A 26,188-nucleotide genomic window follows, 5' to 3' on the forward strand; every position below is an offset into this window, starting at 1 on the left:
GCAAAGGACCGGGCTGCGCGGAGCCCGTCATCGGGCCGCGGAGCGTTGCTCCGTTGGCTCATCCGCCTCCAGCGGGCGAGATGCGCTCTCGTCTGACGCGAGAGGCAGGGTGAACTGAAAGAAGGCGCCCCGCGGCTCGTTTGCGCCAGCCCACATCCGCCCGCCATGCGCCTCGATGATCGAGCGGCAGATGGCGAGACCCATCCCCATGCCCGTGGGCTTGGTGGTGTAGAACGCTTCGAACAGGCGCTCCACGTTCTTGGGATCCAGCCCGGGACCGGAATCCCGCAAGGTGACGTGGACGCCGTCCGATCCATCCCGGCCGGTGCTGATCAGCAACTCGCGTCCCCCCTCGCCGACCGCGGCCATCGCCTCGATCGCGTTGACGATCAGGTTGAGCACCACTTGCTGAAGTTGAACCCGATCGGCCTGTATCGGCGGCAAGCCCTCGGCAAATTGCGTTCGCACCGACACGCCGTTCTTGAACGCTTCGCTGCGTGTCAGCGCGATCACCTCAAGCACCGCCTGGTTGATCTCCAGATTCTCCTTTTGCGGGGGCGCGTTCCTGATCAGCGCCCGGATCCGGCCGATGATATCGCCGGCTCGCATGCCGTCCTTTGTGATCCAGTCGAGCGTCTGTCGAACCCGCTCCAGATTTGGCGGTTGCGCCTCCAGCCAATTCGACCCGGCCTCGGCGTTCGCCACGATCGCGGCGATCGGCTGGTTGACTTCGTGGGCGATCGACGCGGTGAGTTGCCCCATCGTGGTGACGCGATTGGCGTGCGCGAGCTCCATCAGCGCTTCACGGTAGCGCCGCTCGTGTTCGCGGCCTTCAGCTTCCGCCCGCTTGAGCGGCGTCAGATCGAGGACAAAGCCGACGCCATTCTCCGTACCTGCTCCGAACATGGTCCCGCCGATCAGCACCGGCACACGGCTTCCGTCCTTCCGCACATACTCCTTCTCGAATGGCTGGGCCGTCCCGACCCGCTTCAGTTCCGCCACGGTTTGCACGTCGCGGGCGCGCCATTCCGGCGGCGTGAGGTCGGTCCGATGCAGGCGCCCTGCGTTGAGATCTTCCCGGTCGTATCCCACGATGCGCAGGAATGCATCGTTGGCCTCGAGAATGCGCCCCTCGACTTCCCAGATGATGATGCCGATGATGTTGGCATCGAACAGGCGTCTGATCTTGATATCCCGTGCTGCAAGATCACTCTGGAGCTGGATGTTCTCCTCGGTCGCCTCTCTCCGCCGTTTCGCTTCGAGCCGCGCGAGCGCCAGCGCCGCTGCGGCCAGCGCGACGACGAGGACAACGGCGCCGGCGATCAGCCAGGTCCAGCGTTGCTCGAATGCTTCGGCGCGCGCCTCCCGGCCGGCGAGCCGAAAGCGCTCGTGATCCACCATCTGGTCGATTTGCGAGCGGATTTCGTCCATGCTGCGGATCATTGCCAGCGCGGCGAGCCCGGAGGTGCCGGCCGTCTTCAGCAGCTCGTCGATCTCGCGCAGCGTGGCTGTAACGGTCAGCGCCAGATGTCCGGCCCGAAGGCCCTGCAACGGATCGTCCGCGACCAACATCTGCAGCGCCTGAGCCTCCCGCCGTACGCTTTCGTCGGAGACGCCGTAGGCCTTGAGATAGGCGGGGTCGAGGGTCATGAGATACCCGCGCCTTTCAGTCTCCAGTTCCGCGACGATCGCCCGCAGCCGATCGAGCGTTTCGAGGACCTGGCGGCTATGCTCGATGAAGTGATGAGCTGCTTGCCGCTCCTGCCAATATTGCAGGCCGAGGAAGCTGGTCGCGGCAAACAGGGTCACAAGCACTGCGACCGCAAGGATCAGCGGACGAGCAAACCATCGCAGAGGCAGGGCCCGAACAGGAACGGACATTGGCCGTGGGTCTTCGATGCTCGTGTGACCGCGCGTGTTCTGGTGCCGACGCCAGAGCATGATAGGACAATAGCACGGATAGGGAGGTCGGGAACCCGACATTCATCGGGTACCCCAGGCGTGAAGGCCGTGATGTCGCAGGGCTGCGGCCCCGTGCGTGTGCTATGGATGAATGCCCTTGGTCGATTCAAGGAGCATCATCATGGCACAGGGTGAAAACTCACTGAGCCATCCGGCGAGCCGGCGCAGTTTCATCAAGGGACTGGGGGCGGCTGGCGCGAGCCTGACCGCGCTGCCGCGCTGGAGCTTTGCCGAGGATACCGCTGCGGCTTACGCCAACGCCGCGATCGACTGGAAGCAATTTACGGGACAGACGATCGCGCTTTCGGGCGCGATCCATCCGTGGTCGAATGCGATCACGCCGCTGTTGCCGGAGTTCACCATACTCACCGGCATCAACGTCACCATCGATTTCCAGCTGGAGACCAGCTACCTCGGCGCGCTGCCGATCAGGCTCGCTCGCGGCAGTAGCACGCCCGACGTCTTCATGTTCACGACCTATGGCCAGGGTATCTCGAACGGATGGGTGGAGCCGCTGAACGGGTATTATTCCCAGAGGTCGCTGACCGACCCCGCCTGGTATGACGAGAACGACCTGCTCAAGACGGCCCGAGCCTTCCCGCTGTGGTCGGACGGCGAACGGTACGCCGTCCCGATTACCTCGGAGGCAATGACCCTGTTCATCAACAGCGATGCGCTGTCGGCCAAGGACCTGCCGGTTCCCCAGACTTTTGAGGAGTTGCTCGTCACCGCCAAGGCGGTCAAGACCAACGGGATGTCGGGGATCGCGATGCGGGCTCAGGCCAGCGGCAATTCCTCCCCGCCGGCCATGGGCTTCCTGTTCTCCTACGGCGGGGCCATGGTCGAGCACAACAGGGTCGCTTTCGCGAGCCCGGAGGGGATCGCGGCCGTCGAGATGTACGGACAGCTGCTCGGTCAGGCCGGGCCCGCCGGCGTCGGCAGCTACGAATGGTACCACGTGCTGGACGACTTCCTGCAGGGGCGGACGGCCATGGCGATCGACAGCAGCAACTTCGCGACCGACATCTCCAATCCCGCGAAAAGCCGCGTCGCCAACCAGGCCGGGTTTGCAACCTTTCCGCATCTCGCCGGTCGCGGACCCGTCCCCTTCATGTCCCACTGGCAGGCGTGCATCAATTCCAGATCTCGAAACAAGCGGGCGGCTTTCCTGTTCCTGCTCTGGGCGACGAGCAAGGCGACCTCGCTGCGGACCGCCGCAGCGGGGCTGGCGACGACACGCGTGTCGGCCTGGTCGAGCGAGGGCTTCAAGAAGGCGTTCGGCCCGCAGGCCGCCGAGGCGGCGCTGACAAACTTGCAGAATGCCGACGTCGACCGCGCCAAGGCAGTTCTTTTCCATCCGCAATCGAGACTGATCCTGGACGCCTTCATGATCGGCGTGAATGAAGTGGTCAACGGCGCGAAATCGGCGAAGGATGCGATGACGGGCGCTGCCGAAAGGGCCAATGCGGCGATCCGAGGGTAGCCACCTCATCCCTGATATTGCAGCACGTGCATGCCGGCGTTCCAGTCGGAGACGAACATCAGCCCGTCGGGCCGGACATAGGCGTCGCAGGTCTTGGCTGCGAGCCCGATGTTCGGGCGCGGGTCGACAAGCTTCTTCGGCGTCGGCGGCACCCAGTACGCGATCTCCTTCGGCGCGAAGGCGTCCTTGACGTCGAACACCCTGACGCCGGCATTGTTGTAGGTCGCGAAAATCGTCTCCTCGCTCTGGAACGAGCCCGGACGGTTCTCGTGCAGATTATGCGGGCCGAAGGTGCCGTTCGTGCAGAAATCACGGTCGCGCGGGGTCGGCAGGGTTGCGATCGGCACCGGATTCTCCGGCGCGCGCACGTCGAGAACGAATGTGTGGAACAGGCCCTTGGCGCATTTCTCCGCATTGGCTTCGTCCGCGACGATCGCGAGCTGTCTCTTGGGCAGCGGCAGCGGCGTATGCGTGCCGCCGGCGAAGGGAGGCGACCAGTTGATGTGGGACAACAGCTTTGGATTTGCGGGATCGCTGATGTCGTGGATGGTGAAGCCGCCATCGCGCCAGGCGGCGTAGCCGCGATCACCCGCCGTGATCATGTGATGCAGCGCGAAGCGCTTGCCCTTGGGCGTCGCCGGCTCGCCGGCCGCGCGGTTCATGCCCGGCAGCCACCATTTCGCGACGATCTCCGGCTTCGTGATGGTCTTGAGATCGACCACGCACAGGATGTGGTCGGTGAACCCGTCGAAATGCGCCGACACATAGGCATAGCGGCCACCCGGCCACCATAGCCGGTTGATGCCGAAGCCGGGCATTTCGAGGAACGCGATCTCGCGCATCTCGTTCGGCTTCGAGATGTCGTGGATCGAGAGGCCGCAGCGGAATTTCTTCGCCTTGGTGATGCTGTCGACCAGCGTGTTCTCGAAATAGCCGCGCATGTTGTCGTAGGACTGCATCGCGACGATGTTGGCGCCGTTCGCAACCAGCAGCAGGTCCTCTGCCGCCTGCAAATGATGGGTGCGGGTGTATTGCCCCGCGGTGAAGAAACTGACCGGCTTCAGCGCACGCGGATCCGTCGCATCCAGGATCGTCACGCCGTCGCTGAACATATGCCCGACATAGACGTGTTGCCGGTTGAACATCACCTGCACGCTGTCAGGCCGGCCGCCGATGTCGCTGTAGGAGATGTGCTGGATGCCTTTGCCGATACCTTCGAGCGGAATCTCCGCCTCTGAAGCCCATGCGGACCTCGACCACCCGGACAGCGCGGCAGATCCGAACACGCCCGACAATTGCTGAAGGTGACGGCGGCGAGAGAACTGGCGCATCGATTTCCCCCCAGTTTTTTGGGGGATGATGCGCGCTTGCGGCGAGGCATGCAAGCCTCGCGGTCCGCCCTCACCTCAATCGCGGACTTCTCTGGTCCGGCCAGCCATCACTGAGCTCGCATCAGCGGTGCCGGCGCGCTCTTATAGGCGGAATTGCCGATGACGAGCGCAACGCGCTTCTCGGCCTGCGCGGGCGCGCAGGCGAAGAAAGCTGCAAACATCAATGCACAAACAGATCGAATGCTATTCACGCAATCACCCGCGGACCGTGATGCGCGGAATAGAACCAGTCAGACGCACAGAACGAAAAGAGTGTCGTTAGCCTCCCCTCCTGCTACCGTTCAATGGCACACCTCCACTTGTGACATGCCGGCGCTACCCGGCCTTGGATCTCGCTCAATGCGACACCCCTTGGAAACCGGCCTGCATCCAGTAGAAGTGCAGATCATCTGTCCCGAGGCTTGCGACTTTGGGGCAGCAGATTCCGCTTCCTTCCGGCCTTGGTCGCGCTTCCTCGAATCCTCTCGCGTCGCGACCGGCTTCTTCTCCGGGATCTTCTCGCATTCGTTGTCGTCGCCGACGCGATAGCCGGCGCGGCAGGTGATCTTCACGCATTGATCGCCGTCGGCCTTGAAACCGAAATTGCACACCAGCGGACAAACTCGTCCCGGCTTCGCCTTGAGCGCATCGAGTGCGTCGACGCTCGCAAGTTTCGCGTCGAACTGGGTGCCGGCGTATTTGTTGAACAGTGCCAGCGAGCGCTGCGACGTGGCGCTCCAGTCGCCCTCCGCGGCGCCGGACAGGCAGCCGACGCGGCGCAATTCGCTTTGCACCGACTTCGTCAGATCGGCCGCCGACAATGTCGATGTCGGCGCGGGCGAAAGCGTCGCAAGTTTTTGCTCGGCCTCGGGCATCTGCCGATCGGCCGCCGGCCTTGCGGCCTGCTCCGCCTTCTCGGCGGCCTGCTTCGCGGCGAGCTCGGCCTTGACCTTCTCCGCGGCCTGCTTCTCGGCCAGCGCTTTCGCGGCCGCCGCCTCGGCCACCTTGCGCTCGCGTTCGGCCGCTTCAGCCCTCGCCTGCTCGATCTCCTTTTTCTTTTCCGCCGCGATCCGCGCCTCTTCGGCGGCCTTGGCCGCCGCGGCCGCCTTCTCCTGCTCGGCCTTCTGGGCGCGCTCGGCAATCAGCCGCGCCTTTTCCTGCTCGGCCGTTCTGGCCTTTTGTTCAGCTGCCGCGCGCGTCTCTTCGGCGCCGATCTTGTTCAGCTGGCCCTTGGCCAGATTCGCGTAGAAGCCCTCCGGATATTGCGCCAGGAATGCTTCCCAGCCATCCCGCGTGCCGAGCTGAAGCGCGAGTTCATAGTCGCGCCTGAGCTCAGACTGCGGATTTGCCTGCGGACCGGTTGCGGCCGGCTTGGCAGGAACCAGCGGCACGTCATCGCCGCCCAGCGAGCCATACACGAAGGGTTCCTGCTTGTTCGCGGTGCTCCTCAGCACATCATCGCGCACGAAGCCGAACGCCTTGCGCAGGTCCAGGCCGGGCTTTGGAAGGTGGTCTGCAAGCGCCGTGGCGAACGGGCTGTTTCTGGAATCTCCGTCGGACGCCGTCGATCCGGCCTTGGCCGCGAAGGCGATCATGGTGTTGGGGCTGGTCGGCTCGACCTTGGCGAGCCCGCGGCCAATCGCCCGAGAGGCGACCGTCCGCTTCATCGTCTTGGCGAAGGGGTTGTCGCGACACGCATCGAGGATGACGAGCCGAAGCTGTTTGGCAGGCTCGATGCTCACCAGCACGCGATCGATCGGCAACGCCTCGTCGTAGACGTCGGCGTCGGTCTCAAGAGCGGCATCGGTCGGGATCAGGTAGTTGGTGCCGTCGAGCTCGATGCCGTGGCCGGCGTAATAGATCACCGCCATGTCGGCGTCGCGGACCCTTCCGGCAAACTCACGGAGCGCCCGCCGCATCTCGGAAGCGTTCAGGTCTGTTTTGACGTCGACCGCATCGAAGCCGGCCTTCTTGAACATGTCGCCGATCAGGGCAGCATCGTTCACCGGATTGGTGAGCCGCAGCGTGTTCTTGTACGCGGAATTGCCCATCACGAGCGCGACGCGTTTCTCGGCCAGCGCCGGGCTGCAGCAGAAAGCAAAATAAGCAAGAGCTCCGAGCGCGAGGGAGCAGGCCCGAAGAGTATGCTTCATCATCAGTTGCATATTTCGGCGGGTATCTTGATCGTAGGAGTGGCTGGATGATTGGTCGTTCCGAGCCGGCATCCCTTCGCAATCGGCCTGCATCCGGCGTTATTGCAGATCATCTGTCCTGAAGCCTGCGGCGCCGACGGGGCGGCCTCCGTTTGCTTTCGATCCGCGTCCCGCCTCCTCGAATCCTCCCGCGTCGCGACCGGCTTCTTCTCCGGGATCTTCTCGCATTCGTTGTCGTCACCGACGCGATAGCCGGCGCGGCAGGTGATCTTCACGCATTGATCGCCGTCGGCCTTGAAACCGAAATTGCACACCAGCGGACAAACTCGTCCTGGCTTCGCCTTGAGCGCATCGAGTGCGTCGACGCTCGCAAGTTTCGCGTCGAACTGGGTGCCGGCATATTTGTTGAACAGCGTCAGCGAGCGCTGCGAGGTGGCGGTCCAGTCGCCATCGGCAGCGGCGGACAGGCAGCCGACGCGGCGCAACTCGCTTTGCACGGATTTTGCCAGATCGGCCGCCGACAATGTGGATGCGGGCGCGGGCGAAAGGGCGGCAACTTTTTGCTCCGCCTCTGGTATCTGACGATCAGCCGTCGGCTTAGCGGGCTGCTCCGCCTTCTCGGCGGCCTGTTTGGCCGCGAGCTCGGCCTTCGCCTTTTCCGCGGCCTGCTTCTCGGCCAGTGCTTTCGCGGCTGCTGCCTCGGCGACCTTGCGCTGCTGCTCGGCGGCCTCGGCCCGCGCCTGCTCGATCTGCTTCTGCTTCTCTGCGGCAACCCGCGCCTCTTCGGCGGCCTTGGCCGCCGCGACCGCCTTCTCCTGCTCGGCCTTCTGGGCGCGCTCGGCAATGAGCCTTGTCTTCTCCTGCTCCGCCGCCTTGGCCTTTTGCTCGGCCGCCGCGCGCGTCTCTTCGGCGGCGATCTTGTTCAACTGGCCCTTGGCAAGGTTGGAATAGAATCCGTCGGGATATTGCGCCAGAAACGCTTCCCAGCCATCACGCGTGGCGAGCTGGAGCGCGAGCTCGTAGTCCCGGCGCACGGCATCCTGCGGATTGGCCTGTGGACCGGTCGCAATCGGGCGCGTCGGGACCAGCGGCACGTCGTCGCCGCCGAGCGAGCCGTAGACATAAGGCTCCTGCTTGTAGCTGGTAGCCTTGAGCACGTCATCGCGCACGAAGCCGAAGGCCTTGCGCAGATCAAGGCCCGGCTTCGGCAGGTGCTCGACCAACGCGGTGGCGAACGGGCTGTTTCGGGAGTCGCCGTCGGACGCGGTCGAGCCGGCCTTGGCCGCGAAGGCAATCATGGTGTTGGGACTGGTCGGCTCGACCTTGGCCAGGCCGCGTCCGATCGCGCGCGAGGCCAGCGTGCGCTTCATGGTCTTTGAGAAGGGGTTGTCGCGGCAGGCGTCGAGGATGATGAGACGGAGCTGCTTGGCCGGCTCGACCGCGAACAGCGCACGCTCGACCGGGATAGTCTCGTCGAGAACGTCGCCATCGGTCTCCAGTGTCGCATCCGTCGGAATGAGATAGTTGTTGCCGTCGAGCTCGATGCCGTGGCCGGCATAGTAGATCACCGCCATGTCCGCGTCGCGCGCCCTGCCGGCGAACTCTCGCAGCATGCGCCGCATCTCGCTGGCGCTGAGATCAAGCCTGACGTCCACGGAATCGAAGCCGGCTTTCTTGAACATGCCGCCAACCAAGGTGGCATCGTTCACGGGATTGCCGAGCTTCGGCGCGCTCTTGTAGGCGGAATTACCAATGATCAGCGCGACCCGCCGGTCGGCATGCGCCGGTCCGCAGGCTAGGCCCATCGCAAATATCAACAAAGCAAATAGCCGAAGCGGAATCACTTTGCGTCCCCCCGGATGCAATTCCATGAGACTATTCGGAGTATGGCCGAATGCCAATTCTTCCATATGTGACATTAGTCACACAGGGGCTCGAACGACCTTCATGATCGAGCGGGGGAGCGTCGCCCTTCCGGCGCGGTCAGACCGACGCCGGACTGCGTTTGGGCCTGCTACACCTGCACCACCTCGTGCCGCATCACGAACGGCGCGAGCAGGGTGCGCACCTCGCCCGCGACCGCCTCGCGCTGGTCGGCCGGCAGGCCCGCCAGCGTCACGGTGGCGATCGAGCCGTGGCTGCCATGAGCGCCGACCCTGACCTTGCAGTCGATGCCGCGCGCAGCGAGCGGCGCCAGCACCTTCGTGAACACGCGCTCGGCCGCGTCCCAGCGCAGCTGCGGCTTGAACACCTTGCCGACCCCCGTGACCGGCATCGGATCGATCGGGATGACCTGCACCGGCACGGCGGCGCGCTCCGGCGTGCGCTCGCGCACCCACGCCTCAAGCTCGCCCGGCTCGACCTTGGCACCCGGTTTCAACTGCACGTAACCGACCGGCAGTTCGCCGGCATAGGCGTCGGGCTGGCCGACCACCGCGGCGAAGCCAACGGCGGGATGGCGGAACATGATCTCCTCGATCGGCGCCGGATCGATGTTGTGGCCGCCGCGGATGACGAGATCCTTGGCGCGACCGGTGATCCAGAGATAGCCGTCGGCGTCCAGCCGGCCGAGATCGCCGGAATTGACCCAGACCTCGTCGACGAAGGCGCCCTTGTTGTGCTCGTCGTTGAGATAGCCGCCGAACACGCCGGGCCCCGCCATGATCACGACACCGATCTCGTCCGGCGCGCAGTCGCGGATCAGGCGGCCGTCGGCATCGAGCTGCACGATGCGCACGCGCGCATAGGGCATGGGCAGGCCGACCGAACCGAGCCGGATCGGCCGTGACGGATAAGCGAGCGTGTGCACGCTCGAGGTCTCGGTCATGCCGTAGACTTCGACCACCGGCAGCTTCAGTTTGTCCTGAATCGCCGAGCCGACGGCGACGGGGATCGCCGAGCCGCCGCCGGCAGCATATTTCAGGCTGGAGATGTCGGCATTGCCCGGCGGCACCGCCAGCGTCGCGGCGAGCACCGTCGGCACGCTCGACAGCGCCTCGGGCTTGAAGCGCTCGACCAGCCCCCAAATGTTCTTCACCGCATTCGGATTGCGCCAGCCGCTCGGCGACAGCACGACCAGCGAGCCGCCGCTCGACAGCATCAGAAGCACCTGCGTCAGCGATCCGCCGACGTGAAACAACGGCATGCCGAACAACAGGTTGGCACCGGGCTTCGACTTCAGCAGCAGGTTGAGCGCCCACGCCTGGTAGACTTGGTTGGCGTGGGTGTGCCGCACCAGCTTCGGCGTACCGGTGGTGCCGCCGGTATGGAAATAAGCGGCGATATCGCTGCCGAGAATCTTGCGTCCGCTGATCAGCCGGTCGGACGGCTGCTGCTTGATCAAATCGTTGAAAGCAAACACACCGTTCGCCGGGTCGCCGCCACCGAACACCTGCACGATCGCCTTGAGATGCTTGAGCTGCGGGCGGATCTGCTCGACCTTCTGCCAGATGTCGGTGCCGGGCATCGGCCCGAGCGCCACCAGGATCTTCGTGTTCGCGGCCTCCAGGATTTCCGCGATCTGGTGCGGCTCGAGCAGCGGATTGACGGGATTGGCGATGCCGGCAGCTTCCGCGCCGAACAGCGTCACGAAGGCGTCGGGCACCAGCGGCAGCATGAAGCTGATGACGTCGCCCTTCTCCGCGCCGAGCGCGTGAAACACGTTGGCGGCCTGCGTGACGCGCGCCACGAAGTCGCGGTACGTGACCACAACCGGCGTATCGGCCGGATCGGCGTTTTGCAGGAACTGGATCGCTGCGCCGTCGGGATTGCGCGCAGCACCTAACCTGATCGCGTCATAGGTGCTCTCGGCCGCGACGCGATCCGCGTAGGGGACCTGCTCGAAGGCCCGGACCTCTTCGTCAGTCGCCAGGTCCGGATAGTCGTTGCCAATCAGCCGATCGAGCGCGTGGATGCCCGCCATGGAATTCCGTCCTCCCTCAGGTGCATTTCCCCGCCTCCTGTCTTTTGACATTTTTGTCGGCGAGGCCTCGACCGATGGCCGGTCGAGCGCCAACACAATGAGGGATGATTTGCCGTTCGTCCATTGCCTAACGGCTGCAGCGACAGGGCTCATCCAGACGGAATTTGAACCTCCGCGCCCGATCCGGGGACCAAGAACATGCACAGGATTCGCCTGCCAGCGTCCTGCCGCAAGACTTGAGGTCATCATGACTATGCCCCTGCGGGATCGCATCGGACGGCTTATTATTGCGCTCGCCATCGCAGCGGCGATCGCGCTGCCCCGCGCGGGGCTCGCCGAGGACAGCCAGCTCGACAAGATGCGCGCCAAGATCACGGCCTTCATCGCGGACAAGATGGAGAAGCTGGGCGGCTCGCGCATCATCTACAAGGTGGACACCGACGGCTTGCGCGAGAGCGTCGTCACGGATTTGCGCGACGACGTCTACAAGACGTTGCGCGAGGGCAAGATCGCCTTCTCCGGTCTTGCGATCCGCGACGGCGGCGTCGAATTGAAGATCGCCGACGCCAAGGGCCGCGAAGAGCTGAAGCGCAAGCTCGCCTCAGCCGCGGAGGGATTGCCATCGCATGCGCTCGCCATGACCGACGGCGGCGACGGACTGGTCCGGCTCGCGCCCACCGATGCAGCATCCGCCGCGCGGCTGCGCGATCTCGTCGAAGACGCCATCGCCATGATCGAGCAGCGCCTCAAGGATGCCGGCATCAGGCTCGCCAGCGTCCAGCCTGACGGCACGGACCGCATCCGCATCTTCCTGCCCGGCATGATGGAGCCCGAACAGGTGACCAGGATCTTCGCCACCAAGGTCAAGGTCAGCCTCCGCCTGGTCGACCTCTCGATGCCGGCGGAGCAGGCCCAATCCGGTGCGCCGCCCGCGGGCACGGAAGTCCTGCTCGGTTTCAAGGACAAGCAGCCCTATCTGGTTGCCAAGGAGAGCGCGCTCGACGGCGACGACATCAGCTATGCCGGTCCCGGCTTTGCGAGCGGCACGAAGGACCCGATCGCCTCGTTCCGCTTCAACGGCCGCGGCACGCGGCGCTTCGCCCACATCACCGCAGAGAACGTCGGAAGACCCTTCGCTATCGTGCTCGACGACAGGGTGATCTCCGCTCCCGTGATCCGCGAGCCCATCACCGGCGGCTCGGGCCAGATCTCCGGCAATTTCACCCTGGAGGAAGCAAGCAGCGTCGCCATGATGCTGCGCGCCGGCTCGCTGCCGGGGCACCTCGGCCTGGTCGAGCAGCAGGTGATCCAGCCCGCCAGCAAGCCATAGGGCGAAGATCGCCTCACGCCCCCTCGTCGGGGGCCTCAGGTCGGTCAACGGCGCCGAAGTCCGCGCCCCGGGGCCGAATCACAGGTCCGCCACGGCGATACGCGCAACCAACGGGCAATTGCCGAAACGCACGATCAGGCTAAAATTTGCCTCTTGCGGCATGACGGCCGAAGGCTCCATTCAAGCGGTCGTCATTCGATTTCGGCTATACGAATACCGACCAGGACTGAAGGCCTTACGCGGGGTTAGTACCATGCCGTCCGGCAGCGCAGACATTTCGTCGATCCTCGACCGCATTCTCGATGCGGCGACGGACAACCTCAGGATCGCGAAGATCCTGGTCCAGATGGGCCTCGATCCCAACAACGTCACCTACGACGCGATCTTCAATCGGATGCTGGAGATCTTTGTCCAGAACATCACCCTGGCCAATCTGTTCGCCGCGGTCGGCGCCGGCTTCTTCGTCGCCACCCTCCTGATGCGGACCATGGTGCCCCTGCGCGTCGCCAACATGGTCGGCTGTGCATTCTTCGCCGTGTTCGGCGCGCTCTCCGCCAACGTCTCGACCTTCCTGCTCTATCTGCTGCTGCTTCCGATCAACGCTCTTCGCCTGCGGCAGATGCTCAAGCTGGTCAAGAAGGCGCGACATGCGGCCGAAGGCGACATGTCGATCGAGTGGCTCAAGCCGTTCATGACCGAGCGCAAATATCGCCGCGGCGACACGCTGTTCAAACTGGGCGATCCGGCCAAGGAGATGCTCCTTACGGTCACCGGAAAATTCCTGGTCAAGGAGATCAATGTCGAGATCGGGCCCGGAGCTCTCATGGGAGAGCTCGGCTTCCTGACGCCGGACAACCGGCGCACCGGAACGATCGAATGCGTCGAAGACGGCCAGGTGCTGACGATCACCTATGACCGGCTGCTCGAGATCTACTTCCAGGATCCGCAGTTCGGCTACTACTTCCTGGTGCTGACCAGCCAGCGCCTGCTGCAAAACATCGATCGCTTGCAGAAGCAGCTCGCCACGGAACGGGCGGCGACGACGAACAGGATCGCGTGACCGCCGCTCAGCTCAGCAGCAGCGCCATGCCGGGATCGCCCTTCTCCATCGCGCGCCGGTAGGCCGGCCGCGCACCGATGCGGCCGAGATATTTCACCACGTTCGGACAACGCTGGAGATCATAGGGCTGGAAGTAGCGCATCGTGGTCAGCGAAAAGCCCATCATGATGTCGGCGGTGGTGAAGGTGTTGCCGGCGAGATATTCGGCGTCACGAACCCGCGCATCGACCAGATCGAAGGCGCGGTCGACGCGCCCTCTGGTCGCGACCAGCATCGGATTGTCCCCGGCGGGCCTGAGCCGGTTCAGGATCATCAAGCGGCCCATGCCGGCTTGCAGCGTGCCGTTGGCGAAGTGAAACCAGTATAAAAACTGCGCGAAATCAGGGTCGTCCGGGCGGAGCACGAGGCGCCCATTGCCGTATCTGGCCATGATGTAATCGACGATCGCGCCGGATTCGGCGAGCACGAGATCGCCGTCGGTGATGACGGGCGCCGCTCCGATCGGGTGCAGCGCCTTGTAGTCGGGAGGCGCCAGCATGGTGACGGAATCGCGAGCGTAGCGCTTGAGCTCATAGGGGATTTCGAGCTCCTCGCACAGCCAGACGATGCGCTCGGACTGCGACTTGCCGAGATGATGGACGGTGAGCATGGCGCCTCCTGCGGCCGTGGGATGGATCGTGATGCCGCATCATAGCATCGCCGTCACCCATCGAGGCTCCGCTTGCGATGCGTGCGCATCGCAAGCCTCGCGCCTCCAGCGACAACCGCTTCGCGGTTGCGCGGGGATGACGGGATTGCGAGCAACGCGTTTGGGAAAGCCCTACCCCGCCTCGTCCGCCACCATCCGCGTCACGACACGGTCGCGGCGGATGAAGTGGTGCCAGAGGGCGGCGACGACGTGAACCGCGATCAGGGCGAGCAGCACATAGGCAAAGAGGATGTGGCGGTCCTCATAGGCGTTCGCCGCCGCACGGTCGGGAGAAGTGAATTGCGGCACGTGAAACAGGCCGAAGAAGTCCGAATAATCGGGCGCGTGCGCGCCGGAATGCGCCCAGCCGAGCACGATGACCGCGATCACGGCGAGATACAGCGCGCCATGGCTGATGCGGGCGGCCAGCCTCTGCCAGGGCTGGCTGTCGGCCGGCAACGCCGGCGTCGGGTTGACGACGCGCCAGACCAGGCGCAGCACCGTGAGCAGCAGGATCACATAGCCGATATCGGCATGGATCGAGCGGTAGAAGAAACGGTCGGGCCGCGCCGGGATGTGGTTCATCCACCAGCCGAAGCCGATCATACCGATGATCGTCAGCGCCAAAATCCAGTGCAGCCAGCGGGAAACGCTGCCCCAGCCGTTACTGGTGTTTCTGATCATGTCGGCTCCCCGGAATTCTGCGGATATGTCCCCGTCCGCAGTGCAACACCCGTGCTGATAGCGGGAACATGCGGCAATCGCGAAATTGAATCGTTCAAAATTGGCCCCAGGTGCCACCGCCGCAAAACCGCCCCAAAAACCGAATGGTAACCAAGACGCTTTAAGGTAACGACGTGACCAATTCCCCGACGATCCTGGTGTTCGATTCCGGCCTTGGCGGGCTCACGGTGCTCCGTGAGGTCGTGGCCACGCGCCCGGACGCGCATTACGTCTACGTCGCCGACGACGCCTTCTTCCCCTACGGCCACCACAGCGAGGACGAGATCATCGCCCGTGTCGTGCCGCTGATGGGGGAACTGATCGGCACCCATGATCCGGACCTCGTCGTCATCGCCTGCAACACGGCGTCCACCCTGGTCCTATCGCACCTGCGCACCGCTTATTCCCTGCCCTTCGTCGGCACGGTGCCGGCGATCAAGCCGGCCTGTGCGCAGTCGAAGAGCCGGCGAGTCTCGGTGCTCGGCACCAAGGGCACGGTGAAGCGCGAATACACCAAGGCGCTGATCCGCGACTTCGCGCAGGGATGCGAGGTGACGCTGGTCGGCTCGCCCGAACTCGCCTCGCTCGCCGAACGCGCACTCGGCGGCCATCCGATCAGCGACGACGACATCCTTGCCGAGCTCACCCCCTGCTTCGTCGGCGATGCCGCCGACGCAGGCGCGCGTACCGACACGGTGGTGCTGGCGTGCACGCATTATCCGCTCCTGCTCGACCGGCTGACCAGGCTCGCGCCCTGGCCGGTGGACTGGATCGACCCGGCACCCGCCATCGCCCGCCGCGTATCGGATCTGCTCGGCCCGGCTATCGGCGGCATCATGCAGTCCGGCGCCGAAATGATCTTCACCTCGAACCGTGTGCATGACCTTTCGGCCACGCTGACGCCGTTCTTCGGCGGCCGCGCGCTGGCCTGACTTTCCGCGCCAACGACGCGCTGCTAGGCTTCGCCGTCGTCATCTCCGCGCAGGTTTTCTCATGTCGGTCCAGACCACGCCGCTCAACCGTCTCCGCCAATTGTGGCGCGAGGGCCGCCCCGCCTTCGGCGCCATCGCGACCATCCCGAGCGTGCAGACCGTGCAGATCATGGCGCGCTCGCTCGACTGGATCATCGTCGATCTCGAGCACGGGCCGATCGGCCTCACCGAAGCGCATGCGATGATCGCCGCCACGACCGGCACGCCGTGCACGCCGCTGGTGCGGATCGCGGCGAACGAACCGTGGCTTGCGAAAGCGCCGATGGACATCGGCGCCTTCGGCATCAATTTTCCGATGATCACGAACCGCAGCGAGGCGGAGAAAGCGGTGCGCAGCGTACGCTATCCGCCGCGCGGCGATCGTCTCTGGGGTCCCTTCCACGCGCCATTCCGCTGGGGCCAGTCGATGCCGGACTACATGGCCGGCGCCGACGACGAGATGATCTGCATGATCACCATCGAGCATGTCGACGCCGTCAACCGCATCGACGAGATCATGGCCACCCCCGGCATCGACGTCGCGGTGATCGGCCCCGGCGATCTCGCCACCTCCATCAACAAGCGCGGCCAGATGGACGATCCGGAGCTCTTGGAGCTGGTCGCGCGCGCCGAGGCCGGCATCCTCAGAAGCGGCGTGCCGATCGGCGGCGTCGCCCGCACCGCCGACCAGGCCAACGCCCTGGTCGACCGTGGCTACCGCGCCATCGCGCTCGGCTTCGACTGGTCGCTGTTCCAGCGCGGCATCATGGCGGCGTTCGAGGGCATCAGGCGCTGAACAGGCCGATTGCCACCTTGCCGGGAACTGCCGCGCTGCTAGGGTCGGCCCTTCCAGGGAGGAAATAATGCTCAAAAAGACTTTGCTCGCTCTGTCCTTCGCAGGCCTTGCCTTTGCGGCCTTCGCCCAGCAGCCCGCCATCAAGCGCACCCCACTCCAGAAGACCGATTTCCCGGACGGCTACACGACCCTGACCGCCATCGCCGAAGTGCCGCCCGGCGGCGCCGCTGGCCGTCACACCCATCCCGGGATCGAGACCGGCTATGTGCTGGAAGGCGAGGCCGATCTCCTCGTCGAAGGCCAGCCTGACAAGCACCTGAAGGCCGGCGATTCTTATCTGATCCCGGCCGGCGTCGTCCACGACGCCAAGACCCACGGCGATAAATCATTGAAAATCATTGGTATTTACGTCTACGACAAGACCAAGCCGCTGGCGACGCCAGCCCCCTGATGCGGCGAACCGACCGACCCCAAGCGGGTTGGTTCGTGCTAGAGCACGCGGCGAGCGGGCGACCGCTCGCTGCACATATTTTAGTCCGCAGGAACCGAAAGACCCATGCGCGGGACGCCCAAGACCATTTCGCTGCCGCGCCGCCTGATCTGCGACCTGATGCGCGCGTCGATGGACGTGCCCTTCGTCTCGCTGTCCCGTTCGCTCAATATCCGCCCCCTGCTGGAGGCGCGCTCGGGCGCGATGGCGCCCGCCGGCTGGGCTGCGATGTTCGTCAAGGCCTTCGCCCTGGTCGCCAGGGACGAGCCGATTCTGCGCACGGTCTACGCCAAATGGCCTTGGCCGATGCTCTACGAGCTGCCGAAGAGCGTCGCACTGGTGGCTATCGCGCGGGTCGAGGACGGCGAGGAATGCGTGCTGCCGCAGCGAATCGCAGCCCCGGAGGCTCTTTCCCTGGCCGCGGTCGATGCCGAGATCCGGCGCGGCAAGACGGCGCCGATCAACGACGTTCCCATGTTCCGCAAGATCATGCGGGCGACCCGCCTGCCGCTGCCGCTGCGGCGGCTGTCCTGGGCCATCGGGCTCAATTTCGGCCGGCAGCGGGGCAACTGGTTCGGCAGCTTCGCGGTGAGCTCGGTGGCCGCCTATGGCGGCGGCGAGCTGCATCCCGTCACGCCCGGCCCCTTCATCGTCAGCTATGGGGTGGTTGCGCCCGACCAGACCATCCATGTCGTGATCCGCTGGGACCACCGGGTCACCGACGCCACCCCCATGGCCCGGGTCCTGACCCGGCTGGAACAGGTCCTGAACACTGAAATCGCTGCCGAATTGCGGGCGGCCGGCCCGAAGCCGATCCGGGTGGTCGGGACTTGACCGCGCAGCGGTCATCCCGGGGCGGTGCGATAGCACCGAGCCCCGGATCTCGAGATTCTCAGGCCCGCAATTGCGCACCATAGTTCGGTGCTTCGCTCCCCCCGGAATGACGGGCTAAAGAATTGACAGCGAACCCCAAACTCCCCTAAAAGCCGCCTGCTCGCGGGCCGATTTCGGCCCGCGAAGCGTTTCGCGACCCGTGGTCCTATCCCTTAAGCTTTGGGGATCGGACCTGTCGGTGCCGGGCTTTGGCCTGTCACACAGGAGGGCGCGTTTCCTCAAACCATGCAACCGAAGAGGACGCGATGACTAAGCGCAGTGAGGCGAAGTACAAGATCGATCGCCGTATGGGCCAGAACATCTGGGGCCGCCCGAAGAGCCCCGTGAACCGCCGCGAGTACGGCCCCGGCCAGCACGGCCAGCGCCGCAAGGGCAAGCTCTCCGACTTCGGCGTGCAGCTGCGCGCGAAGCAGAAGCTGAAGGGCTATTACGCCAACATTTCCGAGCGCCAGTTCCACGGCATCTATGTCGAGGCGAGCCGCCTCAAGGGTGACACCGGCGAGAACCTGATCGGCCTCCTGGAGCGTCGTCTCGACGCGGTCGTGTACCGCGCCAAGTTCGTCTCGACGATCTTCGCCGCGCGCCAGTTCATCAACCACGGCCACATCAAGGTGAACGGCCGCAAGGTCAACATCTCGAGCTACCAGCTCAAGGTCGGCGACGTGGTCGAGGTCAAGGAAGCCTCCAAGCAGCTCGCCCACGTGCTCGAAGCCAGCCAGCTCCCCGAGCGCGACACCCCCGACTATCTCGACGTCGACCACGGCAAGATGACCGCGAAGTACATTCGCATCCCCGGCCTCTCCGACGTGCCGTTCCCGGTGCAGATGGAGCCGCATCTGGTCGTCGAATTCTATTCGCGCTGATAACTCGGCACACCAATGTTCAAAGGCCCCGGTTTTCCGGGGCCTTTTTGTTTGGTAGCATGCCATCGATGTCTCGGATGGCCGGCCAGTTCGCCAACGCTCTGCCTTCGGCACTGAAGCGGCGATTCGGGCGTGGGCGGCCCTCTCCCGCGACCAGCAGGTCTGCCGATATCGGGGGCTGTTCGCTCATCCCGATTGCAATATGTTCACAGCGGACACGCCAGACGACATCCTTCTTGCCGCGCGACACCGCATCGCTCAACGTTCCCGTGGCTGAGAAACGATGCACGCAGTACGTCGCAATTGTTCGACTAGATGAAATGACGAGACCAGCCATGCTCTACACCCCGCCCCCGATCGATCCCAAGGCGCCGCCGGTGCGCATCAATCTGCTGTCGGACACCCAGACCAAGCCGACGGCTGCGATGCGCGAGGCGATGGCGCGCGCCGAGGTCGGCGACGAGCAGGTCGGCGACGATCCGACCGTGAACGCGCTGTGCGAGCGCGTTGCGGATCTGCTCGGCAAGGAGGCCGCCGTGTACATGCCCTCGGGCACGATGTGCAACGTCACCGCGACGCTGGTGCATTGCCGGCCCGGCGACGAGATTCTCGCGCACGAGACCGCGCACATCATCGCCCGTGAGGGCGGCGCGCATGCCGCGATCGGCGGCTTCCAGGTTACGCAGCTCAAGGGCCCCGACGGCCAGTTCACGCCGGAGACGTTCCGGAAAGCTCTGCACCCGCGCACGCGCTACCAGCCGCCGCAGACCGTCGTCAGCGTCGAGCAGACCGCCAATATCGGCGGCGGCACGATCTGGAAGAAGGCCGCACTCGACGAGATCGTCGAGATCGCCAGGCAGCACGGCCTCGTCACCCACATGGACGGCGCGCGGCTGCTCAACGCCACGGTGGCGAGCGGCATCTCTCCGCGCGACATGACCGCTGGCTGGGATTCGGCCTGGATCGACTTCTCCAAGGGCCTGGGCGCGCCGATCGGCGGCGTGCTCGCCGGCTCGCGCGCCTTCATCGACGCGGTCTGGCAGTGGAAGCAGCGCCTCGGCGGCTCGATGCGGCAGGCCGGAATCTGCGCCGCCGCCTGCATCTACGCCCTCGACCATCACGTCGATCGCCTTGCCGACGATCATGCCCATGCGCGCGCACTCGCCCGCGGACTGTCGCAGATCGCAGGCATCGAGGTGCAGGAGCCCGAGACCAACCTCGTGTTCTTCAAGCCCGATGGCGCCGGCGTCCCCGGCGACAAGATGGTCGCCGCACTGCGCCAGCGCGGCGTGACGCTCGCGATGATGGACGGCCGCATCCGCGCCTGCACGCATCTCGACGTCAATGCGAGCCAGATCGAGGAAACGATCGGATACGTGCGCGAGATCGTGCGCGGGGCGTAAGTCCCGTAGCCCGCGATCAGCGCCCCATCGCCTGATAGATCAGCGTCTTCAGCGCCAGCTGGATCCGGCCGCGCTGCGACGGGGTCTGCACCATGAAGATCCCGAACAGATCGTCTTCGGGATCGATGAAGAAGAAGGTGCCGCCGACGCCGTCCCAGCGATATTCGCCGAGTGGCCATGACGTACCCGCCGGCACGGACGTGCGCACCGCAAAGCCGAGGCCGTAGCCGGAGGACGCGCCCGGATAATAGTTCTGGTCGCGCGCGATTCTGGTCTCCGGTCCGATATGATCCGACGCCATCAGCGCAATGGTCTCGGGCTTGAGATAGCGCCGGCCGTCATAGGTGCCGCCATTCAGCAGCATCTGCGCGAAACGGGCGTAGTCGCCGACGGTGCCAACCATCCCGCCACCGCCCGACTCCCAGGTCGCCGGCCGCCTGATATCGCGGACCTGCGTCGTCGGATTGATGTTGCGGTCCTCCGGCATCGGCTCGGCAATGCGGGGAAACTTGGCGGGATCGGCGACGAAGAATGCCGTCTCGGTCATGCCGAGCGGACCCAGCAGCCGCTCCCTCTCGAACTGGAGCAGCGTCTTTCCCGAGATCACCTCGACGACGCGTCCGAGCACGTCGGTGGAAAAGCCGTAATCCCACACCGTGCCCGGCTGCTCGACCAGCGGCAGCGTGGCGATCTTCGCGGCGAAGTCGGCATTGCTGAGATTGCGATTGAAGAGCTTCGCCTCGGCATAGAGCTCGCGCACCGCGCCGCCGCCGTAATAGCCATAAGGCAGTCCGGAGGTGTGACGCATCAGATCCTTGATCGTGACCGGATGTTCGAGCGGCTCCAGCGCCAGCCCGACCTTGCCGTCCTCGCCTTTCTTTTCGACGCCGACCTTCATGCCGGCAAAGGCCGGAATGTACTTTGAAACGGGATCGTCGAGCGCGAGCTTGCCCTCCTCGACCAGCATCATCGCCATCACGGAGGTGATCGGCTTCGACATCGAATAGAGGCGGAAGATCGTGTCCGCGCTCATCGAGATCTCGGTCGCGACGTCGCGGACGCCAAAATTCTCGTAATAGACCGGCTTGCCGTGCTGCTGGAGCAGCAGGATCGCGCCGGGTATCTTGCCGGTCGCGACCTCGTTGCGGATGTAGTCGGAGACTTTTGCCAAGCCTTCAGGCGAGAGGCTGTGCGCGGGGCGCCCCTCGTAGCCTGCTCTCGCGCCGACCACACCGACCAGAACGACGAGCGCCGCGATCAGCGCGCGGCGCCCGTTCATGTCACTTCTCCATGGCTTCATAAACCAACTGCTTCAGTGTCCGCTGCACGCGCTGGCGCTCGGTCGGGGTCTGCTCCAGCAGCACGAAGAACATGTCCTGCTTGGGGTCGACCACGAAATAGCAGCCCGAGGCGCCGTCCCACTTCAATTCCCCGAGATCGCCGGGCGGCGGCGGCTTGGCATTGCCTGGGTCGGTGCGGACCGCAAGGCCGAGGCCGAAGCCAAAACCGTCGCCGGGGAAGTAGAAATAGTCGCGGTCCACGCCGGAGCCCGGGCCGACCTGATCGGTCACCATCAGCTTGAACGTCTCGGGCTTGAGAATAGTCTTGCCGTCGAGGCTGCCGCCATTGAGCAGCATCTGCGCAAAGCGCTCGTAATCGGCCATGGTCGTCACCATGCCGCCGCTGGCGAACTGGATCTTCTTGACCACCGTCGGATCGTTGATGCGGCCGACCCGGAAATCGGCATCGTTCGGCACCGGCTGCGCCAGAAGCTTCTGCTTCTCGGGGGCCGTGACGAAGAAGCCGGTATCGACCATGCCGAGCGGATCGAGCAGTTTCTCCCGCTCGATCTCGATGAGCGGCTTGCCGGCCGCGATCTCCATCACGCGCGCCAGGATGTCGGTGGAGTGGCCGTATTGCCAGAGCGCGCCCGGCTGGTTGTGCAGCGGCAGCTTAGCGATGCGCTCGGCGAACTCGGCGAGGTCGAAATCGCCGGCATAGATGTTGGCGTCGCGATAGGCCTTGCGGACCAGGCTGTCGCCATAGAAGCCGTAGGTGATGCCGGAGGTATGGCGCATCAAATCGAGCACCGTGATCGGCCGCGCGGGCGGCACCAGCTCGAGCGACTTGGTGCCGTCGTCGGCCTTCTTCTCGACGCCGACCTTCACATTGGCGAAGGACGGGATGTATTGCGAGACAGGATCGTCGAGCTTGATCTTGCCGTCCTCGATCAGTCGCACCGCGACGACGGACGTGATCGCCTTGCTCATCGAGAACAGGCGGAAAATCGTCTTGTCGGTGATCGGCGCCTTGCTGACCACGTCCTGCACGCCGAAGGCTTCGTGATAGACCGGCTTGCCGTGCTGCTGGATCAGCACGGTTGCGCCGGCGATCTTGCCGGTCGCGACCTCGTTCTTGAAGAACTCGCTGACCTTGGCGAGCTTGTCCTGATTGAAATGCGCGCCGGCCGGAATCTCGTAGGTGCCCTCTGCCCGTGCGAACGACATCGCGCCAAGCGACATCAGCGCGCCGCAGGCGAGCGCACGCAGTCCAGACTGTGAAATCATATCCCCTCCCCGGAACATGGCTGGACGGAGTGTACTGACCGCGTCATCAGGCACAAGGGCTGCTGTGTCGTGCTAGCGCCTCGGCATGGAGCCTGGCGCTCGGCTCGGCGAAGCAGCAGAACACCACGCGCGCAACGGATGGCGCGGCAGGGAGCGCCTCGATCGTCGTGCGCACGGCGATCTCCGCCGCCCGGTCGGCGGGAAAGCGGAAAATGCCGGTCGAAATCGCGGGAAATGCCACCGAGGTCAGCTTGTGCTTCCCGCACAGCTCCATCGAACGGCGATAGCAGGAGGCGAGCAGACCGTCTTCGTCCAGCGTGCCGCCATTCCAGACCGGACCAACGGTGTGGATCACGTGCGCGGCCTTGAGCCGATAGCCCATGGTGATCTTGGCGTTGCCCGTCTTGCAGCCGTGGAGCATCCGGCATTCGGCGACCAGATCGGGCCCGGCGGCCCGATGGATCGCCCCATCGACGCCGCCCCCGCCAAGGAGCGACGTGTTGGCGGCGTTGACGATGGCGTCAACGCTCAGTGTGGTGATGTCAGCGATAATGACCTCGAACTCCGCGCCACCAATCCGGCGCGTCAGCTGGGTCACGTATTAGGCCGCAACCGCGACGCCCTTCTCGGAAAGGAGCTGCTGCAATTCGCCGGCCTGGAACATCTCGCGGACAATGTCGCAGCCGCCGACGAATTCGCCCTTCACATAGAGCTGTGGAATGGTCGGCCAGTTCGAGAAGGTCTTGATGCCGTTGCGCAGTTCTGCGGATTCGAGGACGTTGAGGCCCTTATAGCCAACGCCGAGGTGGTCGAGGATCTGCACGACCTGGCCGGAGAAACCGCACTGCGGAAATTGCGGCGTGCCCTTCATGAACAGAACCACGTCGTTCGACTTCACTTCGTTGGCGATGAATTCCTCGATGCTCATATCCATGTCCTTCTGGGGCGGAGCCCTCAACAACCACTCCGGGCCGGCTCAGCCGATTTAACCCGATACCTTCCTATATATGTAGCCCAAACCGTTGTGCATCCAAAGTAAAATGGGGGGAAAAGGCCCTGGGCGAGCGGCCTGGGCAGCCCCGAAGCCATTGCATGATGACACGAATATCATCACCGGGGAGGACTTTCATACCGTAACGGAGCCCCTATCTAGGACGAACCTTGGTTTTGGAACCGGGCAACGCCAACAACGTTCTCTTGTCCTGTCTGGAGAAAAACGTGACGAAACAAGCTTCCGCTACGGCCCCCGCCCCGCTTTCGTCACCGTCCTCCGCCCCAGGCAAGCTCGCCCAGCGGCTTCAGGACGCCTTTCTCGCCGTCCGCAACGAGACCGAGCGCCGGGCCGCGCCGCTGTCGCCCGAGGACCAGCAGATCCAGTCCATGCCGGATGCGAGCCCCGCGAAATGGCACCGGGCCCACACCACCTGGTTCTGGGAGCAGTTTTTGCTCGGCGAGCATTGCCAGGGCTATCAGCCCTTCCACCCCGATTTCGCCTTCCTGTTCAATTCCTATTACGTCAGCGCCGGCCCCCGTCATGCCCGGAATCACCGCGGAGACATCACCCGGCCCGGTGCCAGCGAGGTCGGCGCCTATCGCAGATACGTTGATGCGGCGGTCGTCAAATTCTTCCGCGAGGCCGGTGAGGACAAGCTCCGTGCCATCGCGCCACTGGTCGAGGTCGGGCTCAATCACGAGCAGCAGCATCAGGAATTGATGTTCACCGACATCCTGCACGCCTTTGCGCAGAATCCGGTCTATCCGGCCTACGATCCGGACTGGCGCTTTCCATCCGCGACGCGCACCGGCGATGACTGGTTGATCCTCAACGAAGGCATCCACACCGTCGGCCATGTCGACGACAGTTTTCATTTCGACAATGAGAAGCCGGCGCATCGCGCCCTCGTCGGCCCGGTCAAGATCGCACGCAATCTCGTCACCAATGGCGAATGGCTCGCCTTCATGCGCGACGGTGGCTACGCGAACGCAACGCTGTGGCTGATGGACGGCTTTGCTGTGGTCAGCAAGGAAGACTGGCAGGCGCCGGGCCATTGGCGCGAGGTCGATGGCGCCTGGCAGGTGATGACGCTCGCCGGCCTCAAGCCGGTCGATCCCGACGCGCCGGTCTGCCACGTCAGCTACTACGAGGCCGACGCGTTCGCGCGCTGGGCCGGAAAACATCTGCCGACCGAGATGGAGTGGGAGGTCGCTGCGCGCGCCGGCCAACTCAACGATGCCTTCGGCATCGTCTGGCAGTGGACACGGTCGTCCTACTCGCCCTACCCCGGCTACCGCGCCATCGAAGGCGCGCTCGGCGAATACAACGGCAAGTTCATGGTCAACCAGCTGGTGCTGCGCGGCTCCTCGCTTGCAACCCCGGAGGGGCATAGCCGTATTACTTATCGCAACTTCTTCTATCCGCACCACCGCTGGCAATTTACGGGACTGCGGCTCGCCGATTACAACTAGTTCTCATCCGACGATCAATGCGCGCCGGACAGCGCGTTCAGGAGAGTATCATGAATGTGCACGCCAGCGCTTTGGCCGAAGCCCATCTTCCCGACGAGCAGACCACCGCTTTCGCCCGCGAGGCCATCGAGGACCTCTCGCAGCAGCCGAAAAAGCTGTCGCCGAAATACTTCTACGACGCGACCGGCTCGGAGCTGTTCGAGGCGATCACGCGTCTGCCGGAATATTATCCGACGCGCACCGAGCTATCGATCCTGAAGGAGCGCGGCAGCGAGATCGCAAAGATCATTCCGGAGCATGCGGCGCTGGTCGAGTTCGGCGCCGGCGCGACCACGAAGGTCCGCCTGCTGCTGAACCACTGCCGATTCGCCGCCTATGTCCCCGTCGATATCTCCGGCGACTTCTTGAACGCGCAGGCGAACGGCCTGAAGCGGGACTTCCCCTCGCTCGGCATCTATCCGGTGGCGGCCGACTTCACCACGCCGTTCGAGCTGCCCAGGGCGGTCGCATCGATGCCCAAGGTCGGCTTCTTCCCGGGTTCGACCATCGGCAATTTCGAGCCGCATGAGGCGCAGGCTTTTCTGAAGAGCGCGCGCCAGATCCTGGGCAAGGGCGCGCAGATGATCATCGGCGCCGACCTCGAGAAGGACGAGCGCGTGCTCCACGACGCCTACAACGATGCGGCCGGCGTCACCGCGCGCTTCAACCTCAATGTGCTGGTGCGGATCAACCGCGAGCTCGGCGGCAATTTCGACCTCTCCGCCTTCACCCATCGCGCCATCTACAATCGCGAGCGGCACCGCATCGAGATGCACCTGATCAGCAAGAAGAACCAGACCGTGCGCCTGCTCGGCACCAGCTTCTCGTTCCGCCCCGGTGAGAGCATCCACACCGAAAACAGCTACAAATACAGCCTCGAGCGCTTCGCCGCGCTGGCCCACGGCGCCGGCTGGCGGGTGCGCGAGAGCTGGACGGATGCGGCGAAGATGTTCTCGGTGCATGCGCTGCAGGTTGCGGAATAAACGCTCTCACCGCTTCCCCCGGACA

23 protein-coding genes are annotated in these 26,188 nt (G+C 64.6%); 11 read left to right on the top strand and 12 right to left on the bottom strand.

Annotated features, from left to right (window positions below; all coding sequences use genetic code 11):
• Positions 1–27: 27 nt before the first annotated feature.
• Positions 28–1,881 carry an ATP-binding protein gene (locus BJA_RS28820; RefSeq protein ID WP_038967605.1) on the bottom strand — a complete coding sequence of 618 codons (1,854 nt, stop codon included), beginning with the start codon at positions 1,879–1,881 and terminating at the stop codon, positions 28–30.
• Between the two features lie 202 nt (positions 1,882–2,083).
• Between BJA_RS28820 and BJA_RS28825 the strand changes: the two genes are divergently transcribed.
• Positions 2,084–3,445, top strand: a complete 1,362-nt coding sequence (locus tag BJA_RS28825) for an ABC transporter substrate-binding protein (protein ID WP_038967606.1) — start codon at positions 2,084–2,086, stop codon at positions 3,443–3,445.
• A gap of 5 nt (positions 3,446–3,450) precedes the next feature.
• Here BJA_RS28825 and BJA_RS28830 read toward each other — a convergent pair whose 3' ends face one another.
• The 4 genes from BJA_RS28830 to BJA_RS28845 all read right to left on the bottom strand — a co-directional run bounded on the left by BJA_RS28830 (position 3,451) and on the right by BJA_RS28845 (position 10,890).
• Positions 3,451–4,776: an LVIVD repeat-containing protein gene (locus tag BJA_RS28830; RefSeq protein WP_011088440.1), complete on the bottom strand. Its 1,326-nt coding sequence runs from the start codon at positions 4,774–4,776 to the stop codon at positions 3,451–3,453.
• Positions 4,777–5,117: 341 nt separating this feature from the next.
• Entirely contained in the window at positions 5,118–6,968 is a 1,851-nt protein-coding gene (locus tag BJA_RS28835) for a caspase family protein (RefSeq protein ID WP_165448189.1), read from the bottom strand.
• Positions 6,969–6,970: 2 nt separating this feature from the next.
• Complete coding sequence (locus BJA_RS28840) at positions 6,971–8,773, bottom strand: caspase family protein (protein ID WP_063921495.1); 1,803 nt, start codon at positions 8,771–8,773, stop codon at positions 6,971–6,973.
• A 209-nt stretch (positions 8,774–8,982) separates the two neighbouring features.
• Positions 8,983–10,890: an acyl-CoA synthetase gene (locus BJA_RS28845; protein ID WP_011088443.1), complete on the bottom strand. Its 1,908-nt coding sequence runs from the start codon at positions 10,888–10,890 to the stop codon at positions 8,983–8,985.
• Positions 10,891–11,137: 247 nt separating this feature from the next.
• On the opposite strand from BJA_RS28845, the gene BJA_RS28850 reads away from it, so the two are divergent.
• Together BJA_RS28850 and BJA_RS28855 are read left to right on the top strand one after the other, a co-directional pair.
• Positions 11,138–12,220 (top strand): SecDF P1 head subdomain-containing protein, encoded by a 1,083-nt coding sequence (locus BJA_RS28850; protein ID WP_011088444.1) that lies wholly within the window; start codon positions 11,138–11,140, stop codon positions 12,218–12,220.
• A 253-nt stretch (positions 12,221–12,473) separates the two neighbouring features.
• Complete coding sequence (locus tag BJA_RS28855) at positions 12,474–13,280, top strand: Crp/Fnr family transcriptional regulator (RefSeq protein ID WP_028173384.1); 807 nt, start codon at positions 12,474–12,476, stop codon at positions 13,278–13,280.
• Between the two features lie 7 nt (positions 13,281–13,287).
• Here BJA_RS28855 and BJA_RS28860 read toward each other — a convergent pair whose 3' ends face one another.
• A complete protein-coding gene (locus BJA_RS28860; protein ID WP_011088446.1) occupies positions 13,288–13,929 on the bottom strand; it encodes a glutathione S-transferase family protein in 642 nt (213 codons plus the stop codon).
• 171 nt (positions 13,930–14,100) lie between these two features.
• Positions 14,101–14,652 carry a cytochrome b gene (locus tag BJA_RS28865; RefSeq protein ID WP_011088447.1) on the bottom strand — a complete coding sequence of 184 codons (552 nt, stop codon included), beginning with the start codon at positions 14,650–14,652 and terminating at the stop codon, positions 14,101–14,103.
• 173 nt (positions 14,653–14,825) lie between these two features.
• Between BJA_RS28865 and murI the strand changes: the two genes are divergently transcribed.
• From murI to rpsD, 5 genes are all read left to right on the top strand, one after another.
• Positions 14,826–15,623 (top strand): glutamate racemase, encoded by a 798-nt coding sequence (gene murI, locus BJA_RS28870; RefSeq protein ID WP_011088448.1) that lies wholly within the window; start codon positions 14,826–14,828, stop codon positions 15,621–15,623.
• Positions 15,624–15,684: 61 nt separating this feature from the next.
• Entirely contained in the window at positions 15,685–16,458 is a 774-nt protein-coding gene (locus BJA_RS28875; protein ID WP_011088449.1) for an HpcH/HpaI aldolase family protein, read from the top strand.
• A 67-nt stretch (positions 16,459–16,525) separates the two neighbouring features.
• Positions 16,526–16,909: a cupin domain-containing protein gene (locus BJA_RS28880; RefSeq protein WP_011088450.1), complete on the top strand. Its 384-nt coding sequence runs from the start codon at positions 16,526–16,528 to the stop codon at positions 16,907–16,909.
• Between the two features lie 105 nt (positions 16,910–17,014).
• The gene (locus BJA_RS28885) at positions 17,015–17,782 is read left to right on the top strand and encodes a hypothetical protein (RefSeq protein WP_011088451.1); all 768 of its coding nucleotides are present in this window, start codon (positions 17,015–17,017) and stop codon (positions 17,780–17,782) included.
• Positions 17,783–18,087: 305 nt separating this feature from the next.
• A complete protein-coding gene (rpsD, locus tag BJA_RS28890) occupies positions 18,088–18,705 on the top strand; it encodes a 30S ribosomal protein S4 (RefSeq protein WP_011088452.1) in 618 nt (205 codons plus the stop codon).
• A 19-nt stretch (positions 18,706–18,724) separates the two neighbouring features.
• On the opposite strand, the gene BJA_RS28895 is transcribed toward rpsD, so the two are convergent.
• The gene (locus BJA_RS28895; RefSeq protein ID WP_157839436.1) at positions 18,725–19,042 is read right to left on the bottom strand and encodes a hypothetical protein; all 318 of its coding nucleotides are present in this window, start codon (positions 19,040–19,042) and stop codon (positions 18,725–18,727) included.
• On the opposite strand from BJA_RS28895, the gene BJA_RS28900 reads away from it, so the two are divergent.
• The gene (locus BJA_RS28900; RefSeq protein ID WP_038967204.1) at positions 19,041–20,108 is read left to right on the top strand and encodes a threonine aldolase family protein; all 1,068 of its coding nucleotides are present in this window, start codon (positions 19,041–19,043) and stop codon (positions 20,106–20,108) included. The genes BJA_RS28895 and BJA_RS28900 overlap by 2 nt on opposite strands.
• Positions 20,109–20,124: 16 nt before the next feature.
• On the opposite strand, the gene BJA_RS28905 is transcribed toward BJA_RS28900, so the two are convergent.
• The 4 genes from BJA_RS28905 to grxD are packed head-to-tail and all read right to left on the bottom strand — an operon-like array spanning position 20,125 to position 23,603.
• The gene (locus BJA_RS28905) at positions 20,125–21,387 is read right to left on the bottom strand and encodes a serine hydrolase domain-containing protein (protein WP_038967203.1); all 1,263 of its coding nucleotides are present in this window, start codon (positions 21,385–21,387) and stop codon (positions 20,125–20,127) included.
• A gap of 1 nt (position 21,388) precedes the next feature.
• Entirely contained in the window at positions 21,389–22,675 is a 1,287-nt protein-coding gene (locus tag BJA_RS28910) for a serine hydrolase domain-containing protein (protein ID WP_038967202.1), read from the bottom strand.
• Between the two features lie 46 nt (positions 22,676–22,721).
• The gene (locus BJA_RS28915; protein ID WP_011088456.1) at positions 22,722–23,273 is read right to left on the bottom strand and encodes an O-acetyl-ADP-ribose deacetylase; all 552 of its coding nucleotides are present in this window, start codon (positions 23,271–23,273) and stop codon (positions 22,722–22,724) included.
• 3 nt (positions 23,274–23,276) lie between these two features.
• Complete coding sequence (grxD, locus tag BJA_RS28920) at positions 23,277–23,603, bottom strand: Grx4 family monothiol glutaredoxin (RefSeq protein WP_027548651.1); 327 nt, start codon at positions 23,601–23,603, stop codon at positions 23,277–23,279.
• Positions 23,604–23,842: 239 nt separating this feature from the next.
• Here grxD and egtB point away from each other — a divergent pair, with 239 nt between their 5' ends.
• A complete protein-coding gene (gene egtB / locus BJA_RS28925) occupies positions 23,843–25,141 on the top strand; it encodes an ergothioneine biosynthesis protein EgtB (RefSeq protein WP_038967201.1) in 1,299 nt (432 codons plus the stop codon).
• Between the two features lie 50 nt (positions 25,142–25,191).
• Positions 25,192–26,163 carry an L-histidine N(alpha)-methyltransferase gene (gene egtD, locus BJA_RS28930; protein ID WP_038967207.1) on the top strand — a complete coding sequence of 324 codons (972 nt, stop codon included), beginning with the start codon at positions 25,192–25,194 and terminating at the stop codon, positions 26,161–26,163.
• The last annotated feature ends 25 nt before the right edge of the window (positions 26,164–26,188 follow it).

Origin of the sequence: Bradyrhizobium diazoefficiens USDA 110 (assembly GCF_000011365.1) — a bacterium.
GTDB classification, from domain to species: Bacteria; Pseudomonadota; Alphaproteobacteria; order Rhizobiales; family Xanthobacteraceae; genus Bradyrhizobium; species Bradyrhizobium diazoefficiens.

Excerpts from the sequence above, each read along its gene's own strand:
- BJA_RS28900 (WP_038967204.1), top strand. The coding sequence starts at position 19,041 with ATGCTCTACACCCCGCCCCCGATCGATCCCAAGGCGCCGCCGGTGCGC.
- BJA_RS28820 (WP_038967605.1), bottom strand. The coding sequence starts at position 1,881 with ATGTCCGTTCCTGTTCGGGCCCTGCCTCTGCGATGGTTTGCTCGTCCG.
- grxD (WP_027548651.1), bottom strand. The coding sequence starts at position 23,603 with ATGAGCATCGAGGAATTCATCGCCAACGAAGTGAAGTCGAACGACGTG.
- BJA_RS28865 (WP_011088447.1), bottom strand. The coding sequence starts at position 14,652 with ATGATCAGAAACACCAGTAACGGCTGGGGCAGCGTTTCCCGCTGGCTG.
- BJA_RS28905 (WP_038967203.1), bottom strand. The coding sequence starts at position 21,387 with ATGAACGGGCGCCGCGCGCTGATCGCGGCGCTCGTCGTTCTGGTCGGT.
- BJA_RS28895 (WP_157839436.1), bottom strand. The coding sequence starts at position 19,042 with ATGGCTGGTCTCGTCATTTCATCTAGTCGAACAATTGCGACGTACTGC.
- BJA_RS28860 (WP_011088446.1), bottom strand. The coding sequence starts at position 13,929 with ATGCTCACCGTCCATCATCTCGGCAAGTCGCAGTCCGAGCGCATCGTC.
- BJA_RS28835 (WP_165448189.1), bottom strand. The coding sequence starts at position 6,968 with ATGAAGCATACTCTTCGGGCCTGCTCCCTCGCGCTCGGAGCTCTTGCT.
- BJA_RS28885 (WP_011088451.1), top strand. The coding sequence starts at position 17,015 with ATGCGCGGGACGCCCAAGACCATTTCGCTGCCGCGCCGCCTGATCTGC.
- BJA_RS28830 (WP_011088440.1), bottom strand. The coding sequence starts at position 4,776 with ATGCGCCAGTTCTCTCGCCGCCGTCACCTTCAGCAATTGTCGGGCGTG.
- BJA_RS28880 (WP_011088450.1), top strand. The coding sequence starts at position 16,526 with ATGCTCAAAAAGACTTTGCTCGCTCTGTCCTTCGCAGGCCTTGCCTTT.
- BJA_RS28910 (WP_038967202.1), bottom strand. The coding sequence starts at position 22,675 with ATGATTTCACAGTCTGGACTGCGTGCGCTCGCCTGCGGCGCGCTGATG.
- egtD (WP_038967207.1), top strand. The coding sequence starts at position 25,192 with ATGAATGTGCACGCCAGCGCTTTGGCCGAAGCCCATCTTCCCGACGAG.
- rpsD (WP_011088452.1), top strand. The coding sequence starts at position 18,088 with ATGACTAAGCGCAGTGAGGCGAAGTACAAGATCGATCGCCGTATGGGC.
- BJA_RS28845 (WP_011088443.1), bottom strand. The coding sequence starts at position 10,890 with ATGGCGGGCATCCACGCGCTCGATCGGCTGATTGGCAACGACTATCCG.
- BJA_RS28825 (WP_038967606.1), top strand. The coding sequence starts at position 2,084 with ATGGCACAGGGTGAAAACTCACTGAGCCATCCGGCGAGCCGGCGCAGT.
- BJA_RS28875 (WP_011088449.1), top strand. The coding sequence starts at position 15,685 with ATGTCGGTCCAGACCACGCCGCTCAACCGTCTCCGCCAATTGTGGCGC.
- BJA_RS28850 (WP_011088444.1), top strand. The coding sequence starts at position 11,138 with ATGACTATGCCCCTGCGGGATCGCATCGGACGGCTTATTATTGCGCTC.
- BJA_RS28855 (WP_028173384.1), top strand. The coding sequence starts at position 12,474 with ATGCCGTCCGGCAGCGCAGACATTTCGTCGATCCTCGACCGCATTCTC.
- BJA_RS28840 (WP_063921495.1), bottom strand. The coding sequence starts at position 8,773 with ATGGGCCTAGCCTGCGGACCGGCGCATGCCGACCGGCGGGTCGCGCTG.